Here is an 18,037-nt window from a genome sequence, read left to right as displayed (position 1 = left end):
GTGTCCTTAGCAGCTCAGGCTGCGCCTTGTTTTTTATCGTCCATGACCGCCGCTGCCGGAGCGGGCGTGGTGCTGGCTACTTTGGCGAGGATCTGATCCCGCGGTCCGTCAGCCACCACGCGCCCGTTATCCATCACGACGATCCTGTCCACCAGCCTGAGCAGCGCCGGACGGTGCGTCACCACAATCAGCGTCCGCCCCACCAGCCAGCCATGTAACTGACGGATGACGTATTCTTCCAGTTGTTCATCCATCGACGCGGTCGGTTCGTCCATCAGCACCACCTGCGGGTTACGCAGGATCATGCGGCTCAGCATCACCATCTGCCGCTGACCGCCGGACAACCCGCGCCCGCCTTCGTTAATGATTTTATCCAGGCTCGACGCGTCGGCCTGCACCATCGACAACGCGCCACTGATACGTAACGCCTGCAGCATTTCCTGGTCAGTCGCGTGCGGATAACCCAGCATCAGGTTCTGACGCAAGGTGCCGAAAAACAGCCGCGAATCCTGCGACAGATAACCGAGCTGGCGGCGGATATCCGCCGGTTCAACTTTAGTCATGTCGACGCCGTCGATGAGAATTTTCCCCTGCGACGGACTGGCCTGCCCCGCCAGCAGTTTGAGCAATGTGGATTTACCCGCACCGACTTTCCCGAGGATTGCCACGCGTTCGCCCGGCTTGATCTCCAGTTGCCCGATACCGAGCACATTCGGCGCATTTTCTTTGTCGTAGGTGTATTGCAGATTACGCACATTGAAATGACCGCTGAGCGTCGGGCAATGTGACAACTGCGCATCCGCTGGCCGGTCAACAGGTTTTTTCAGCAGTTCATCCAGCCCGCGCATGGCGCTTTTCGCATGCTGCCAGCGGGAAAACACCATCGTCAGTTGCATCAGCGGTGCGATGGTGCGCGATGACAACATGCTGCTGGCGACCAGCGTACCGGTGGTGATGTCGCCGCTGAGCACCAGATACACGCCGAAAACCAGCATGCCGCCGTAAGTCAGTTGCTGCACGGTGGAGGCCCAGCCTGTCAGGCGCGCGCCCCACACGCGTTGCTTCATGCCGACCGCCGCGCTCACTTCGTGCGTCTGTTCCCACTGACGCTGGAAATAGGCTTCCGCCTGCAAGGCTTTGATGTCTTCGATGCCTTCGATGGTTTCCACCAGCACGGCGTTGCGCAGTGCGCTTTCGCGCATACCTTCTTTCGCCAGTTTGGCCATCGGCCACTGGATCAGAATGCCGGGAATGACAATCAGCGGGATCGCCAGCAGCGGGATAATCACCAGCGGGCCACCGATGAAAAACATGATGCCAAGGAACAGCAACACGAAAGGCATATCCGCCGCCGCGCTGATGGTGGTCGAGGTCAGCAGTTCGCGCACCTGATCGATTTCACGCAACTGAGAGATAAAGGAACCGGTGGATTTCGGCCGGTCGTCGTTTTTGATATTCATCGCCCGCACGAAAAACAGCGAGGAGACTTTCAGATCGACTTTCTTGCCCATCAGATCCGACACCAGCGTACGCATCAGGCGGATGACATATTCCATCCCCGCCGCCAGCACCACGCCGAAAAACAGCACCCACAAGGTCGGGTAAGATTGCGCCGGAATAACGCGGTCATACACCTGCATTGAGAACAAAATTCCCGCCAGCGCCAGCACGTTACCGAGAATAGAGGCCAGCGAGATTTCCGCGATTTTGCGCCCGGAACCCCGGAAGTTATCCCAGAACCAGTGTTTTTTATGCGGCTGAACGAACGGGTCGATACGCTGATCGCGCCCGCGCGGTGCCACGCCAACCAGAAAGACCGGACCGGTGCTTTGCTCAAGCAACACCACCAGTTCAGCCGAACGCACTAAGTTGCCGCCGTCGCTCAGCCAGTAGTCCACCATGCCGTCGTCGTGCAGATTTTCCAGTACCGCAATGCCACCCTGTTGCAGCGTAATGACGGCAGGTAACACTTCCTGACGCCAGCGCACCTGATTCCAGCTGACCATACCCACCTGAAGCCCCATCAGACCGCTGAGCCGGTCGAGCTGACGCCGCAACGGCTGATGTTCGAACCAGCGCATTTGCTGGCGAAGATAAAGCGGATCTGCTGGTTTACCGAATGTTTCGGCCACGCGCCCCATGGCGCTTATCCAGACGTCGATCGACAAAGGTGTTGTTGCTTCATTACTCATTTCAACCTCGATATCGAATGCTTCTGGTTTATTCCCGTCCTGTCCGCGCCTTACAGCATCGGGATGGTGTCACCTGTTTGTTTGTGTCTGTCGATGCCTAACATATCGACCAGATTGTCCACGGCGGCGGCGTAGCGCACCGTCGCATCCCAGCCGTCATACAGCGCGCCAATACGCGACGTATCGGCCTGAAAAACGTCCTGCTCAACGCTGAGCAAATCGTTCAGGCTGCGCTTGCTGAGTTTGTATTCATCCTGATAAACGCTGCGGGTATGCGTCGCGCTGCCGAACTGTTCCTCACCCGCCAGTTGCCGCTGCTGACCGCCGATCATATCGGCATAAGCTGCCGACGCTTTCTGGTTGATGTCCAGCTTGGCTTTTTCGACTTCGGCCTGTGCCGCCTGCCGCTGGCCTTCTGCCGCGCGGACTTTGGCGCTCACCGCCCCGCCCTGATACACCGGCGCATCCACCGCCAGCTGTACCTGATCGTCCCAGTAAGAACCGCCACCGCCGCTGTTTTCATAGCGCGTACGTCCTGCCTGCACTTTCAGGGTCGGCCAGTGCTGAGCTTCGGTCTGATTAACTTCTTCGATCGCCGCCTGCTGTTTAGCCTGCGCGGCACGCACCAGCGTGCTGTTTTCGTAAGGGATTTTGTCGAGGGTCACTTTCTGGTCCAGCAGGCTTTGCGGCAGATCCGGCAAATTATCGGACACCACGCCGGTCAGCACCGTCAGTTGTGCCTGCGCAGAACGTTGCTGCGCGCGGTATTGCTCAACGGTGGCTCTCATTCCGGCGATACGCGTTTCTGCCTGCAACACGTCAGACTGTGAACTCAGTCCGGCGTCTGCCCGCAGTCTGGCGGTGTCCCGCACACGTTCGAGAGAAGCGATATTGTCGCGCGCCGCCAGGCTCAGCGCCTGATAGCGTTTGACCGAGAGATAGGCCTGCAGGGTACTGAGCGCCACATCAGTCATTGTGCTGTAAAGCGAATAACGATAGGCATCAGACAGGTATTCCTGCTGACTGATGCTGCCGCCGGTACGACCAAAGTCATACAGCAACTGGCTGAGCTGGACGCCCGCCGATGCGTTATTACTCAGGCTACCTGCCGAGTCAGTCTGATGTGATTTTCCGGCAGTTCCCTGTAAGGAAATCTGCGGATACCAGGCGCTTTTTGCCTCATCAAGGTTGCCTTTGCCGACGCGAATTTGCGCCGCCGCTTCTGAAATTTGCGGATTACGCGCAAATGCCCGCAGGATGGCATCCTGCAACGTCAGGCTGGCACGCATCTCCTCGGTCGGCGCAGCCTGCCAGTTAAATTCCGGCTGTTTAACCGCCGCCGTCACCCCCGTATTCCCTGTTAAACCGGTCAGGCACAAGGTGCCCAACATCACGGTCAGTGACCGCATCACTCTCTTATTTTTCATTACCGACACCACTTAATTACGCCGATTTATATTTTTGGTACTGCTCCCTCCCCTGCAAAGGGGAGGGTTGGGTGGGCGCAGTCGTTTGCACCCCCCCCTCCCCGCCTCCCCCTTCGCAGGGGGAGGATCCCTGCATCAACTTTGCTGAACGTGCAGACCGTGCTGCACCAGAACGTCTCCCAGCGTATTCGAGGCTTCTATTGAGGTATTGTGGTAAACGTCGAACGTCAGGCCATCCACCGTGCGTTGCCCGGTTTCGTTCCACGCACCGTCAGTGCCGATGTGCAGATTCACCAGACTGCCCTCGCCGCCTTTGATGATCACTTCATCGGTCGGGTTATCCTTCACGCTCAGCGCCTCATGCAGGTTCAGCGAGATACTGTTGGTGCCGGAATTGCCCAAATCGAAGATGTCGATATGCTCAACTTTCAGCCCGAGCAGGGTCAGATCCAGATGCTGATTGGTGCCCGCCAGCAGCAAGGTATCGACACCGGTACCGCCGTCGATCAGACCGAAGTCCAGCGTGTGAACTGCAATCACGTCATCGCCGGTGCCACCCAGTGCGACACCGTCCGTTGCCGTCAGATCGATAGTGACTCCGCCAATCGAGAAGGCAGTATCAGCATGCGCGGTGGTTTCTGATGTCGTGGTGGCAGTAGACTCCGTAGTCGCCAGCGACGAGACCAGTGTGCTGGTGGCGTGCGTGGTGTCTGTGGGTTCCGATGTAGAAGTGGTCGTAGAATCGGCTACCACACTGGCGGCCAGTGTATGCGTGTCGGTATCCTCGGCAGACAGAGAGGTCGCCATCAGCGTGGCGGTTTCTGGCGGTAATGATGAACCGACGGTCAGCCCGACATGGGCATCAAATCCGTTACCGGCGGCATCAACGGCTTTCAGTTCAACCACCGATCCCAGTAATGCCGACAGCAGGCCCACCAGTCCGTAGCTGCTCAGCAGCGCACTGCTGAATTTCACCGTCCACGAACCGTCTGCCTGCACGGTACCCGCCAGCGTATTCCCCAGCAGGGTTACGCTGACCAGACCGCCCTGCGCGATATTGCGGCTGGTGCCGCTCAGCGTCAGCCCCTGACCCCCGAGGATATTGCTCACCAGACCGAGCGTCAGCCCGAGAACCGGATTCAGCGCCACCAGCGGCAGATCATGTGTCAGGACGTTCAGCAGGTTGGAAGACGTCGCGGTGTTACCCACACTGTCTCTCACCACCACGGAGACCTGTGTGGAACCGTCCGCCAGTCCTTGCAATTCAGCAGAGGTGAACGGCACGCTCCAGACGCCATTAGTGACAGTACCGGTGTGTGTAACGGTGCCGACCGTTACAGATACCGTGCCGTTGAGCAGATTAGATGTACCGGTAATATTAGTATTCGCACCGGCTTCTGCGGCATTGAGATACTGGTCTCCGCCAAACAAGGTATTGACCAGCAGCGTCGGCAAGGTATGGATCCCCACCGTTGCTGTAGCACTGCCGCTGACGGCGTTACCGGCGGCGTTGGTCACCGAGGCACCGACGTTCAGCGTACCGTCGAGCAAGCCCGCCAGAGTGAGCTGCGGAATCGCCACACTGAAGGTGCCGTCGGCTTTCACCAGCGCCGTCAGGGTATTTCCACCCACGTTCAGGGTCACCGTTGAGCCCTGCGCGTTAGTCGTGGTACCGCTGATGGTTTGGGTCAGCAGCGCATCTGCCGCGTTCAGCAGACCATCGCCAAACAGCGGATTCAGCGTGATGGTTGGCAGTGACTGCGATACCACACTCAGCAGGCCGGTGACCGACGCCGCGTTACCGGATCCGTCCGTCAGGCTGGCGACCACCGACTGCGTGCCGTTGAGGATGGCGGTCAGATCGGTCACCGGCACGGTGACACTGAAGACACCGCCCGCACCGACCGTCGCCAGATAATTTTTGCCATTCAGGGAAACCTGCACCTGCGTGCCCTGCGCCACGTTGGTCGCGACACCGCTGATGGTTTGTCCGGTCAGCAGGTCAACCACATTCAGCACGCCATCGCCAAACAGCGGGTTAAGCACAATCGACGGCAGATTGTTAATACCGACATTCAGGCCCACGGTACTTGAGGTCGTGTTACCCACCGCATCGGTGACTGAGGCGACGAGGGTGAGGTTGCCGTCAAGCAGGCCGGATAATTGCAGCGGCGTCAGCGACGCTGAGAATTTGCCGTCGCTGTCTACGGTAGCGGTCAGGTTAATCAGACCGCCGCCGACATTGATATTGACGATTTCCCCGACCTGGCCGTTGGTGACCGTACCGCTGATGGTTTGAGTCAGCAACGCTTCAGCGGCGTTAAGAATACCGTCAGCACCAAAGACCGGATCCAGCACAATTTTCGGTACCGCATTGATAATAGCGTTCAGCGTTCCGCTGGTAGTGGCGGTATTGCCTACACTGTCGGTCACAGAAACCCCGACCGTGAAGGTGCCATCCCCCAGCGCGTTCAGGTCACCCGGTTGCAGGGTGATGCTGAATGCACCGCTGGCATCGGTCGCCCCGAGGAAGGTTTTCCCGCCCAGCGTGACCTGTACCTGCGTACCCGTCGCCACACCGGTGACCGTACCGCCAATCACCTGGGTCGTCAGCGCGTCAGCCGCGTTCAGCAAGCCGTCGCCCAGAACTGAGGTCAGGTTAATGACCGGCCTGACCAGATCCAGCACCGCGTTCACGGCCGCGCTGCCAACGTTACCGGCAGCATCTGCTACCGTCACGCTGACCGCAGCGGTCGTGCCGCTCAGCAAACCAAGAACAGACGGCGGGACGGTGACCAGGAAATGCCCGGTCGCATCGACCACGCCATCAATGGTTTGCGTTCCGACCTGCACTGCGATTGCTGTCCCCGCAGCCACGTTAGAGACCGTGCCGCTGATGGTCTGATTCACCAGCAGATCGGCGATATTCAGCACGCCGTCGCCAAACACGGTGTCGAGCACCACCTGCGGCAGATTGTGGATCGCAATCCCCACCGGAATATTCGTTGCAGACGAGTTGCCTGCCGGGTCAGTCAGGGTGATGCCCAGATTCAGGTTGCCATCCAGCAACGCGCCCAGATCACCCGGCTGGATCTGCAGATCCCAGGTACCCGCCGTCACGGTAGTGTTGTAGGTTTTACCGCCAAGCGTCACGGTCACCAGAGTGCCGTCAACCGCTGTCGCGACGCCGCCAATGGTTTGTGCCAGCAGAGATTCCGCCGCATTCAGCAGACCGTTACCACCAAACAGAGGATCCAGATCGCCCAGAACCGGAAGCGTTTTAATGACGTCCAGATTCAGCACAGACGCTTTCACGTTCCCTGCCGCATCGGTGAGGTTCAGGTTGAGCACCTGCTGACCTTCACCCAGCGCACCGAGCAAGGCCGCCGGAATGTTCAGTGACCACGCACCGTTAGCCCCGACAATCGCCGAGAGCGGCGTGCCGTTGATAACCGTCGACACCACTGAACCCACACCCGCACCAATCGCCGTTCCGCTGAGGGTTTGCGCTACCTGCGATTCCGCCAGATTGAGGAAACCATCCGTCAGCCCCAGCCCGCTGGTGACATTCAGATTAAGCAGTTTGTTAAAGAAGATATCCAGACCGGTGCTGACGCTGGTGGTGTTACCCGCCGCATCGGTCACGGAGGCCGCCAGTGTCAGGGTGCCATCGTTGAGTAAAATCAGTTGTTCAGGTGTCAGGTTGAGCGACCATGCCCCGCCCGGCTGGATAACCGCCGTACCGATTGATGCACCGCCCAGTGTGACGTTGACGGTCTGACCGTCCGCGCCGCTGGAGGTCCCGCCCACCAGTACGTTGAGCAGTGATTCCGCCAGATTGATGACGTTGTTACCGGCCACCGCATCCAGCGCCAGCAACGGCGCAGACGTATCGACGTTCACCGTATGCGGAACCGCCGTCCCCACGTTGCCTGCCGCATCCGTCAGGGTGGCGGAGATCACGTTGGTCGCACCATTCCCTTGCGGTAATGCCTGCAAATCGGCGGCGGGCACGCTGACAGACCAGGTACCGCCTGCCTGCACGGTGCCGCTGTAAGTTTTGCCATTCAGCGTGACCGTAACCACCCGGCCCACCTCGCTGGTATCCGCCGTCCCTGAAATCAGTTGTGCGGATTTGGACTCGGTATTATTCAGAATATCGTCGCCGGTAAAGGCGCTGATAGTCAGGGTCGGTGCGGTGGTATCCACCAGCACGCTTTGTGTGGCATTGGTCAACGGAATAAGCGTTGATGCGGTCACCGTGGTGGTGGTGCCATTCACAAATTCAGTGGCAGAGACAGCCACAGACCAGGTTCCCGCAGTGACAGTCGCCAGATGCGGAACACCTCCCACGGTGATGTTGACCAATGTGCCATCCGGCACATTCACTGTTTTACCGGAAAGGGTAATGTTCGCCGGATTGCCATCCGCCACGTTAATGATGTTGTCACCGGTGACCGGATCAATGGTGATGGCGAATGTTGGCGGCGTCAGGTTGACCGTGATGGCCTGTGGCGCCAGCAGGTTTGCCGTGTTACCCGCCAGATCATTGACAGAAGCGGTGATGGTGTCCGCGCTGTTCAGCGTAGCCAGCTCAGCCGGTGTCAGCGTCACACTCCATGAGCCATCGCCCAGCACCGTTGCCTGATGGCTGATGCTGCCGACAGTGACCGTTACCTGCTGTCCCGCCTGCACATTCACCGTTGTACCGGTGATGGTTTGCGTGCTCTGGCTCTCGGCGTAGGTCAGATCAAAACCGGCACCGGCAAAGGACGTTACTGCTACGGCTGGCAGTTGGGTTACGGCAATGCCAACGTCAGCCGAGGCCGAACCGGTGTTGCCGCCGCCGTCCGTGACCGTCACGGAGATTTGCTGTGCGCCCTGCGGCAGATCGGCGATTTCGCCCGCCGTCACAGGCACCGTCCAGTTACCGTCCGCATCCACCGTGACACCCGGAAGAGGTATTCCGGCAATAGTGACCACCACGGTTTGCCCCGCCCCTGTAATCCCCGTCGTCCCGCTCAGGGTTAGCGGTGTGGCGGCTTCCGCAGCGCTCAGATAACCATCGCCAAACGGCGTGTTGATGGTGACATCCGGCGCGGTGAGATAGCTGGTGAATGGCAACGTCGCAGGCGTGCTGTTGCCTGCGGCATCGGTCACGGTGACGTTAATGTCATGCGAACCACTGCCCAGAGAGTTCAGCACGCCTGCAGGCAGACTTACCGACCAGTCGCCGGTCAGCGGATCGACGGTCGCGTTATAGGTAATGCCATTCACATCAATGGTCAGTTTAACGTTCTGGTTGTTGCCGGTGATGCCGGTATTACCGGTAATCACGTTCACATCAGCCGCTTCCGTGATATTCAGATTGCCGTCGCCAAACGGCAGGTCGATAACCGGCACAGGGGCAGACAGGTATGACGTGAAGGCCAGTGTCGCATCAGTATGGTTACCCGCGCTGTCGGTGGCCGTGACGGTAATCAGATGTGACGCCGTCGCGGTGCCAAGGGAAGTGAGCTGCGCTGATGTCAGGTTAAGGCTCCAGTTGCCGGTGTCCGGGTCGACCGTTGCCGTAAACGGGCTGCCGGTCATGCCCGCGATCGCCACGCTGACGGTTTGCCCGGCTCCGGTTACGCCGGTGGTACCGGTAAGGGTTTGCCCGTTAACGTCAATGGATTCGGCAATATTTAGCGTACCGTCACCAAACGGCAGATTGATTGCCGGTGCCGGGACGTTGTTGATTTGTACGTCAACCGACGTCGTCAGCGGCGAGATGTTACCCGCGCTGTCCGTGACCGTCACCACAACAGGCCAGGTGCCATCCTGTAAACCCAGCAACTGCGCGGGTGTCAGAGTGACACTCCAGGTTCCGGCAGCAGAATCCACCACCACCGGCACCGCATTACCGTTAATCACGACGGTAACCGTCTGACCCGGCGAGGTGATACCGGTCGTCCCGGTAATGGTGCCACCCGCCGTCGCTTCATCCAGATTCAGCACACCATCACCGAACGGTGTATTGATTCCGGCCTGCGGCAGGATTTGCGTTACCGACGTGAAATCAAGGGTACCGGCTGCGCTGCTCGGGTTTCCTGCACTGTCGGTTGCCGTCACCGAAATAGTGTGTGTGTCATCCGTCAGCCCCTGCAAGACAGAAGCAGGGACGGTGGCGGTCCAGTTGCCATCCGCGCCGACGGTCGCGGTGACCGTCGTGCCATCTATCGTCACCGTCACGGTCTGACCTGCGCCGGTAATGCCGGTGGTGCCGGTAATCAGCTGCGTTGCGCCCGCTTCAGCGGCATTCAGCACGCCATCGGTAAACGGCGTATTAATGGTTGGCACACCCGGTTGGGTCAGCACCACATTCAGACTGGCACTGGAAGACGCCGGGTTAAGCGCGGTATCCGTCGCGGAGACGCTGACCTGAACCGGCCCGTTGTCCAGCCCGCTGAGCAGACCCGGTGCCACGACGGCTGTCCAGCCTGTTCCGAGGCCGTTCACGGTACCGGTGATCGGATCCGCCAGCCCCGGAATAGTGACCAGCACCGTGGTGCCCGCAACCAGCCCGGTACTGGTACCGCTCAGGGTAAACCCTGCGGCGGCTTCAGCAATATTCAGCACGCCGTCGCCTGCAATAGCACCGACGGTCAGGGTTGGCAGCGAATGGGTTGCCAGCGTGAAACTGCCTGAAGCGGTCACAATGTTACCGGCCGCATCACTGACGCTCACGCCGAGGGTTTTGCTGCCATCGGTGGCGAGTGCCTGCACATCAACGCCCGGCAGGGTCAGCGACCAGACTCCCTGATCGTTGGCCGTGGTCAGGTAATCCTTACCATTGAAGGTCACTTTGACCGTCAGATTAGGATCCGTCGTCCCGCTCACCGGCACACCCAGCGCGGCTTCGGCCAGATTGATGATGCCGTCACCGCCGGTATCCACCTCGACAGTCAGCAGCGGAGGAGTTGTATCAACCGTGACATCATGCGTACTGGTTGCTACGTTTTGCGCCACATCATCCGCTGTTGCTGTGAAGGTATTGTTCCCGGCGGGCATCGCCTGAACCTGCGCCGCCGTCATCGGGAAGCTCCAGCTCCCGTCAGCCTGCACGGTAGCGGTATAGGTCGCCGTGTAGTTTTCGCCGGTAATGACCACGGTCACCGTACCGCCCACGGGCACATGCGTGGAGGTTCCGCTCACGATCATGCCCTGATTGTGTTCAGTGCTATTGATGTAATCATCGCCGGAAATGGCGTTGATGGTCAGGGTTGGCAGGTCGCCCGGCTGGGTGATAACAGTGGCGTTGTGCGATGCGGATGCCGGGTTACCCGCCACATCGCTGGCGGTCGCTGTAACGGTAACCGGTCCGTCAGACAAGGTGCCCAGATCAGCCAGCGGCACGGTTGCCGTCCAGTCGCCATTCGCACCGACGACGGCGTTGTAGTTTTTGCCGTTAAAGCTCACCACCACCGTCTGCCCGACTTCAAGATTGGTGGATGTCCCGGTGATCGGAATATCCGCGCCTTTCTCCGCCGCATTAATGTAATCATCGCCGGACACGGCTGTAATCGTCAGCGTCGGCAAATTAGCGACATTCGCATCCACACTGAAGGTCTGCGTGGCTGTCGTGCTGTTGCCTGCCGCATCGGTGATCGTGGCGGTCAGCGTATAAGTGGTATCCGTCAGCGACTGCACGACGGTACTTGGCAGCGTGAAGCTCCAGGTGCCATCGGGCTGCACGGTTGCCGTGTAGCTGACGTTGTTGAAACTCAGCACTACAGACACCGTACGTCCGGTATCGTCCAGACCGGCCGTACCGCTGATCACCACCGGTTGCAGGGACTCAGCCGCGTTGATGATATTGTCGGTCGCCACGTCATTAATACTGAGAACCGGTGCCGTGCGGTCAACCGTGATTTGCGAGCTGGTGGTGCCAGTGTTACCGGCGGCGTCCGTGACCGTCACGCTCAGCGGCAGACTGCCATTGTCCAGCGCCCCTAAATCAGCCGCCGGAATCGTGACACTCCAGGTGCCGTTCGGGTTCAGCGTCGCCGGATAGTCTTCACCGCCTAAGGAAACCACGACCGTCTGGCCGTCAGCCGTCGCACCAATGCTGCCGGTGATGGTTTGCGACTGGCCGGACTCGGTCAGGTTGAGATAGGTATCGCCAAACGGTGTATCAATGTCCGGCACAGGGACGTTATTGGTCGCGATCCCGATATTGACCGGTGGCAAAGTGGTGGTATTACCCGCTGCATCCGTCAGTGTGGTGGTCAGCGGATAGCTGCCATCCGCCAGACCGTTGAGGGTATTCGCCGGAATGGTGGTGCTCCAGCTACCGTCTGGTTGCACCTCTGCGGTATAGGTTTGTCCGTTAAAGGTCAGTGTCACTGACTGTCCTGCATCGGCCGGATCACTGGTCCCGCTGAGGGTGATCGGTGCCCCAGCTTCAGCAGCGTTAATCACATTGTCCGTCGCCACGTTATCCAGCGTCAGCGGAGGCGGTGTGAAGTCCACATCCACGGAACCCGGTAAGGTTGCGGTGTTACCCGCCGCGTCTGTCACATCAACAGTGATGGTCTTCGTGCCTTCACCGAGGCCCTGCAAATCCGCGGCAGGAATGGTCACGGTCCAGCTACCGTCAGTGGCAACCGTGCCGGTATAAGGGACGCCGTCAAGGGTAACCGTCACCGTCTGACCGTCGCCGGTCAGTCCGGTTTTACCGGTCAGTGTCTGATCGGTGGCGGCTTCCGCGCTGCTCAGCAAACCATCGCCAAACGGGGTGTTGAGCGTTGGCTCCGGCAATGTGGCGTAGATGCCCAAATCCTGGGTGGTGGTCACCGGCCCCTGATCCGTGGTGACAGTCGAGGCAATCACATGACTGGTGCCATCCGCCAGACTGGCAACGTCAGACGCCGGAACGTTAACTGTCCAGTTACCGTCAGCATCGGTCTGCGTGGTGTAGGTCACCGTACCCAGTTTAACGGTTACCGGCGTTCCTTCCGGCACGTTGGCGGTTTTACCGCTGATATCAAAACCCGCAGCCGCTTCCGTAGCGTCGATTTTGTTATCGCCGGTGATCGGATTGATGGTCACACCGCCCAGCGCGCTGTTAACGGTGAAGTCTTCGCTGTTGTTCGCCGGATTACCGGCTTTATCGGCGACAGAAACCTCAATGGTTGCCGCGCCATTTTGCAGGGTCTGCAAGGTGGCAGCCGGTACGCTGACGCTCCATGCACCGCTGGCCAGCACTGTAGCCTGATAATCAATGCCGCCGATGGTCACGGTGACGATTTGTCCGGCTTCCACATGGGTGGTCGTTCCGCTGACGGTTTGCGGGTTCATACGTTCCGCGCCGTCGAGGGTGCCGTCTCCGGCAAAGAGGTCAATGTCGATTGTCGGCAGCAATGCCGGATCCGCTGTCACAGTGACCGGTGCGGTTGCGGTGCCTGCGTTACCGGCGGCATCGGTCACCGTGGCGGTCAGGGTATAGGTGCCGTTCGCCACGTTTGCCAGCGCATCGGCCGGAATGTTGACTGTCCAGCCGCCGCCTGCTGCCACAGTGCCGGTATAAGTGTGTCCGCCAATGCTGATGGTGACGGTATCGCCCGCCTCACCCGCTCCTGCCGTGCCGCTGACCGGAATAATCGCCCCGGCTTCTGCGGCATTGATGGTGCCGTCGCCCGCGACCGGTGTGGTGATGGTGACTACTGGCGCGACGGTATCAATAGTTACCGGCGTACTGACATTGCTGGTATTGCCTGCCGCATCCGTGACGGCCACCAGCACCGCCCCGGGTCCCTGAGGAAGGGTTTGCAAATCTCCGGCAGGGACGGTGGCGCTCCAGTTCCCGCTGGCATCCACCGTGGCGGTGTAATCTGTCCCGCCGACGGTAACGATGACACTCTGTCCGTCGCCGCTGACCCCGGTGCTGCCGGTCAGCGTCTGACCTGCTGCCGCTTCACTGGCATTGAGCTGCGTATCGCCAAACGGCGTGTTGAGTGTCGCGTCAGGGAGGGAATGGATGATCACACCGAAGTCACTGCTGCCGGACACCGGATTGCCTGCCGCATCAGTCGCGCTGACTTTCACGGTGTTAGTGCCGTCACTGAGCAGCGCCAGATCGGCTGCCGGGATCTGCGCACTCCAGGCACCGCCCGTGCCGACGGTTGCCGTATAAATTTTACCGTTCAGCGTGATGGTCACCACGCCATTTACCGGCACGTTGCTGGAGGTGCCGCTGAGGGTAATTCCTGCGGCGGCTTCACCGGCATTGAGCTGGTTATCGCCCGCCACCGGATTCACCGCCAGCCCGCTGAGCAGGTTGTTGACGATCAGGGTTTCGCTGCCTGTCGCCACATTTCCCGCTTTATCCGCCACTGACACGCTAATTTGTGTGGTGCCGTTGGCGATGGTCGCCAGATCCGCCGCCGGAACGCTGACGCTCCAGCTTCCGCTTGGCTGCACCACTGCCGTATAAGAATGGCCATTCAGCAGGATCAGGACTGTCTGACCCGCTTCAACACGGGAGGTTGAACCGCTGAGCTGCTGCGCGGTTTGTTGTTCTGCTCCATCCAGCACATTATTACCCGCAAAGGTATTAACGGTGATGGTCGGGCCGTTCGCCGCATCGGCTGCAAGCTGCACGCCGGAGTTAACCGTTGTGCTGTTGCCCGCCGCATCGGACAACTGGACGCTCACCGGGTAGCTACCATCTGCCACACCATTGAATGCGGTGGCTGGCACGGCAACATTCCACTGGCCGTTTGGCTGCACAATGCCGGTATAGGTTTCACCGTTGAGGGTGACGGTGACGGTGCGTCCGGCTTCCGAAATCGAGGCAGTTCCGGTGATCGTCACCCCCTCAGCCGCTTCAGAGGCGTTGATGTATCCGTCGCCGGAAACCGGGTTAACAGTCAGAAGCGGCGCGGTGAAATCAGCCGTAGCGTTACTGCTTAACGTGGCGGTATTGCCCGCGCCGTCAGTGGCAGTGACGGCAATCGCCACATTGCCCTGTGGCAACGCCTGCAAATCTGCTGCCGGAACCTGAACTGACCAGTTGCCGTCTGCGGCCACTGTCGCGTTATAGGTTTTCCCGCCTAATGTGACGGTGACGGTTTGACCATCACCCGATTTTCCAGTGGTACCGCTGAGAGTCTGCCCGGCGGCGGCTTCAGTCGCATTGAGCAGACTATCGCCAAACGGGGTATTGAGAGTGGGAAGAGGATTGGTGTTATCAATACCGATATTAATACTGTTCGATAAAATTATTCCACCAGGCCCTTCGACAGTGGCAGAAATGCTGTTGAGATCTGGATTGCTTCCTTGAATGTCCTCGATCTCGCCCGTGCTTAACAGCATGAACCATCTGCCATTCGCCCCTACCGTGGCTGTTTTAAACAGCGAGCCGAATTGCACGGTGACTATGGCGTTTTCCGCTACCCCCAGAGTGGTACCACTGATTTCAATGCCGTTTGCAGTTTCCACTGCGTTGATGACGTTATCACCCGTTACCGGGTCAATCGCAATACCGTTCTGAGAGGTATCAACCTCGAAAGTATCAGTGCCGGTCGCCGGGTTACCGGCTTTATCAGACACGCTGACATTGAGGGTTTGGGTACCGTCGGTCAGCGTGACCATATCGGCTGCCGGAATGATCACACTCCAGTTGCCGCTGGCCTGCACCGTGGCTTCATAGGTATTGCCGTTGAGCGTAATGGTGACGATCTGACCCGCTTCGACGCGGGTAGTGGTCCCGCTCAGCACCTGCGCCGTCTGGACTTCCGCGCCGTCAACGGCGTCATCGCCGCCAAATGCATTCACTGAAATGCCCGGCTGAAGAGTGGAATCGGCAGCAACATGCAGCGGGCTGGTGCTGGTGGTGGTGTTGCCCGCCGCATCCGTCAGGGTGGCGCTGATCGGGAAATCACCGTTCAGACCGGTCAGCGTGCCAGCCGGGATTTGTGTGCTCCATGCGCCGTCATCACCGACAAGGGCGGTAAATGTCTGGCCGTCAATGGTGATGGTAACCGTTCTGCCTGCATCTGCTGCTGAGGCAGTACCTGACAAGGTCAGTGCACCTGCAGCTTCGGCCAGACTGATTTGGCCGTCGCCCGCCAGCGAATTGATAGCAAGGGTTGGGGCGACAGTATCGATGCTGACTGGCGTGGTAATGGTGTTGTGGTTGCCCGCCGGGTCCGTCACGGTGACCACGATATTATTGCTGCCCTGCGGCAGGTTACCGAGTACTGAAGGCGGAACCGTCACGGTGAAGATACCGTCTGGCGTAACCGTGCCGGTAATTTGCTGGCCACCAAGGGTGACAGTCACGGTCTGACCATCGCCGGTGAGACCCGTGTTCCCCGTCAATGTCTGGCTAGTGATGGATTCACTGCCATTGAGCGTATTGTCACCGCCGAAAGCCGGATCAAGCGTCGGCGGAACGCCATGGATAGCAACATTCAGATCAGTCGTCTGACTGATGGTATTGCCCTGACTATCGACCAGGCTGACGGTTACGGTCGTCGGGCCATCAGTCAGCGCCTGCAACCGGGCAGGAGAAAGACTCAGGTTCCAGCCCCCCTCCGCTGTTGTTGTGGTCTGATATGCCACGCCGCCGATTGTCACCGTGATCTGCGTGCCCGCAGGGACATTGGATGTGGTACCGGTGATCACCAGCGCGCTTTGCGCTTCACTGGCATTGAGCTGACCATCACCTGAGATCGGGTTGACCATCAAAATACCGGCGCTGTCGCTGATAACGAAACTTTCCGGCGTAGTGGTCGAGTTTCCTGCGGCATCGGTCAGTGACGCGGTCAGTGTATAATTGCCTTCAGCCAGCGCGGAAACCGTGCTGGCGGGTATTGTCACCGACCAGGTGCCATCAGCACCTACCGTCGTGTTGTATTGCGTGCCATTGAGGGTAACGACCAGTGTGCGCCCGGCTTCAGAGACAGAAGCTGTGCCGGTCACTGTCAGCGGTTGCTGATGCTCAACGGCGTCAAGAATGTTGTCACTGGCGACAGGATCGAGCGAGACCACCGGCGGGGTTTTATCCACGACAACGGTGATCCCCTGAGTAACCGATTTGCCATCAGTGCCGGTGACAGTGACGGACACCACGTAAGTACCATCTGCCAGATTTTGTAAATCTACCGTCGGCAGATTGATGTTCCATTTGCCGTCAGCGCCTACGGTACTGGTGTAGGTTTTACCGTTGATGGTCAGGGTAATGGTCTCGCCTGCGGCCACGTTACTTGCGGTGCCTGAAAAGATTTGTGCTAAACGCGATTCCGTGGCGTTAAGGGTGTTGTCACCGGCAAATGCGCCCAGCGATAACGTTGCGGTCTGGCCGGTGTTTCCGCCACCGGTGTTTCCGCCACCAGTATTCCCGCCACCGGTATTCCCACCGTCAGTGTTTCCGCCGCCATCGCTGCCACCGTTATTACTGCTGCTGCCACCGCCACCACCACCGCCGCCACCTGCGGCAATTGCGATCCCGGCACCCAGTGCGACAACGCCCAGCACGGCACCTAAAACAGCGGGATCAAAATTAGAGGAGTCGAGTACCAGCGCCCCGGCATCAGGAATGGTTTCATAAGCGGGAACGATCGGGGTTGCCCCCGCTGTTGCGCCGGTATCGACAAACGCGGCATGTTCGATCGGGTGGGTACCATCATCAAAAATCAGTTCGCTGTGATTCCCCTTGCCATCTGTATCGAAGAAACTGTGATAGCGGACGGTGCGTCCGTCTTTCATGTGAATAACAAGATCATTCCCCACACGCTCATAGCGGGTGACCACGTCACGGGTCGCGTGTACGCGTACTATGCTGATTTGATTAAGAGTTACGTCCTGACTGGCGTTTGAAACCTGGGAGATTACTGCACCATTAGTACGAGAAAGAATATCAATAACAACGCTACCGTTCTGAGCCATGTTGTACCCCTGTTACGCCAGTTGTTGTCCATACACGCTAAACACCGCTCTTCCTTTTCAGGTAAAAAGCGGTTCAGCGGGTAATGAAGACCATTAAGAAAAATGGATAAACTTCCAACTGGTGTGAGGTATTGCCACAGGCTACAAAACAAACAAAAACGGCTGTTATTAAATTTATATATTTTTTAGGGGCTTTGGTTAACCATCATTTCGGTATTTTTTCCCGAAACTCCATAAGTTATATGCATGATTTGAGTTAATCGCCATAAAAAGACATAATCATTAAGATTGAAATAATTCATTAAAAAAAGTCAAATCATCAGTTTGACAGATGTTAAATTTTGGTTTAACGCTATGCAGATAATTTTATTATTATAAAAAACAACAAATTAATAAATTACCCACATAATATACATGGTGTTATTGTTAACAAAATTAAGCAACAGACAGTCAGATAATCGATCAAATTAACTTATCAATTGT

Annotated in this window: 3 protein-coding genes; all 3 read right to left on the bottom strand. The window is 58.4% G+C overall.

Features of this window, described 5'->3' with window-relative positions; all coding sequences use genetic code 11:
• Window positions 1-14 precede the first annotated feature (14 nt).
• The gene (locus GW591_RS02085; RefSeq protein WP_013574624.1) at window positions 15-2,192 is read right to left on the bottom strand and encodes a type I secretion system permease/ATPase; all 2,178 of its coding nucleotides are present in this window, start codon (window positions 2,190-2,192) and stop codon (window positions 15-17) included.
• A 50-nt stretch (window positions 2,193-2,242) separates the two neighbouring features.
• Entirely contained in the window at window positions 2,243-3,619 is a 1,377-nt protein-coding gene (locus tag GW591_RS02080; RefSeq protein WP_041673044.1) for a TolC family outer membrane protein, read from the bottom strand.
• Window positions 3,620-3,754: 135 nt separating this feature from the next.
• Complete coding sequence (locus GW591_RS02075) at window positions 3,755-17,554, bottom strand: Ig-like domain-containing protein (protein WP_166860024.1); 13,800 nt, start codon at window positions 17,552-17,554, stop codon at window positions 3,755-3,757.
• Window positions 17,555-18,037: the final 483 nt, after the last annotated feature.

This window comes from Rahnella aceris (genome assembly GCF_011684115.1).
Lineage (GTDB): Bacteria > Pseudomonadota > Gammaproteobacteria > Enterobacterales > Enterobacteriaceae > Rahnella > Rahnella aceris.
This window is presented reverse-complemented; position numbering and strand designations above follow the sequence as displayed.

Excerpts from the sequence above, each read along its gene's own strand:
- GW591_RS02085 (WP_013574624.1), bottom strand. The coding sequence starts at position 2,192 with ATGAGTAATGAAGCAACAACACCTTTGTCGATCGACGTCTGGATAAGC.
- GW591_RS02075 (WP_166860024.1), bottom strand. The coding sequence starts at position 17,554 with ATGGCTCAGAACGGTAGCGTTGTTATTGATATTCTTTCTCGTACTAAT.
- GW591_RS02080 (WP_041673044.1), bottom strand. The coding sequence starts at position 3,619 with ATGAAAAATAAGAGAGTGATGCGGTCACTGACCGTGATGTTGGGCACC.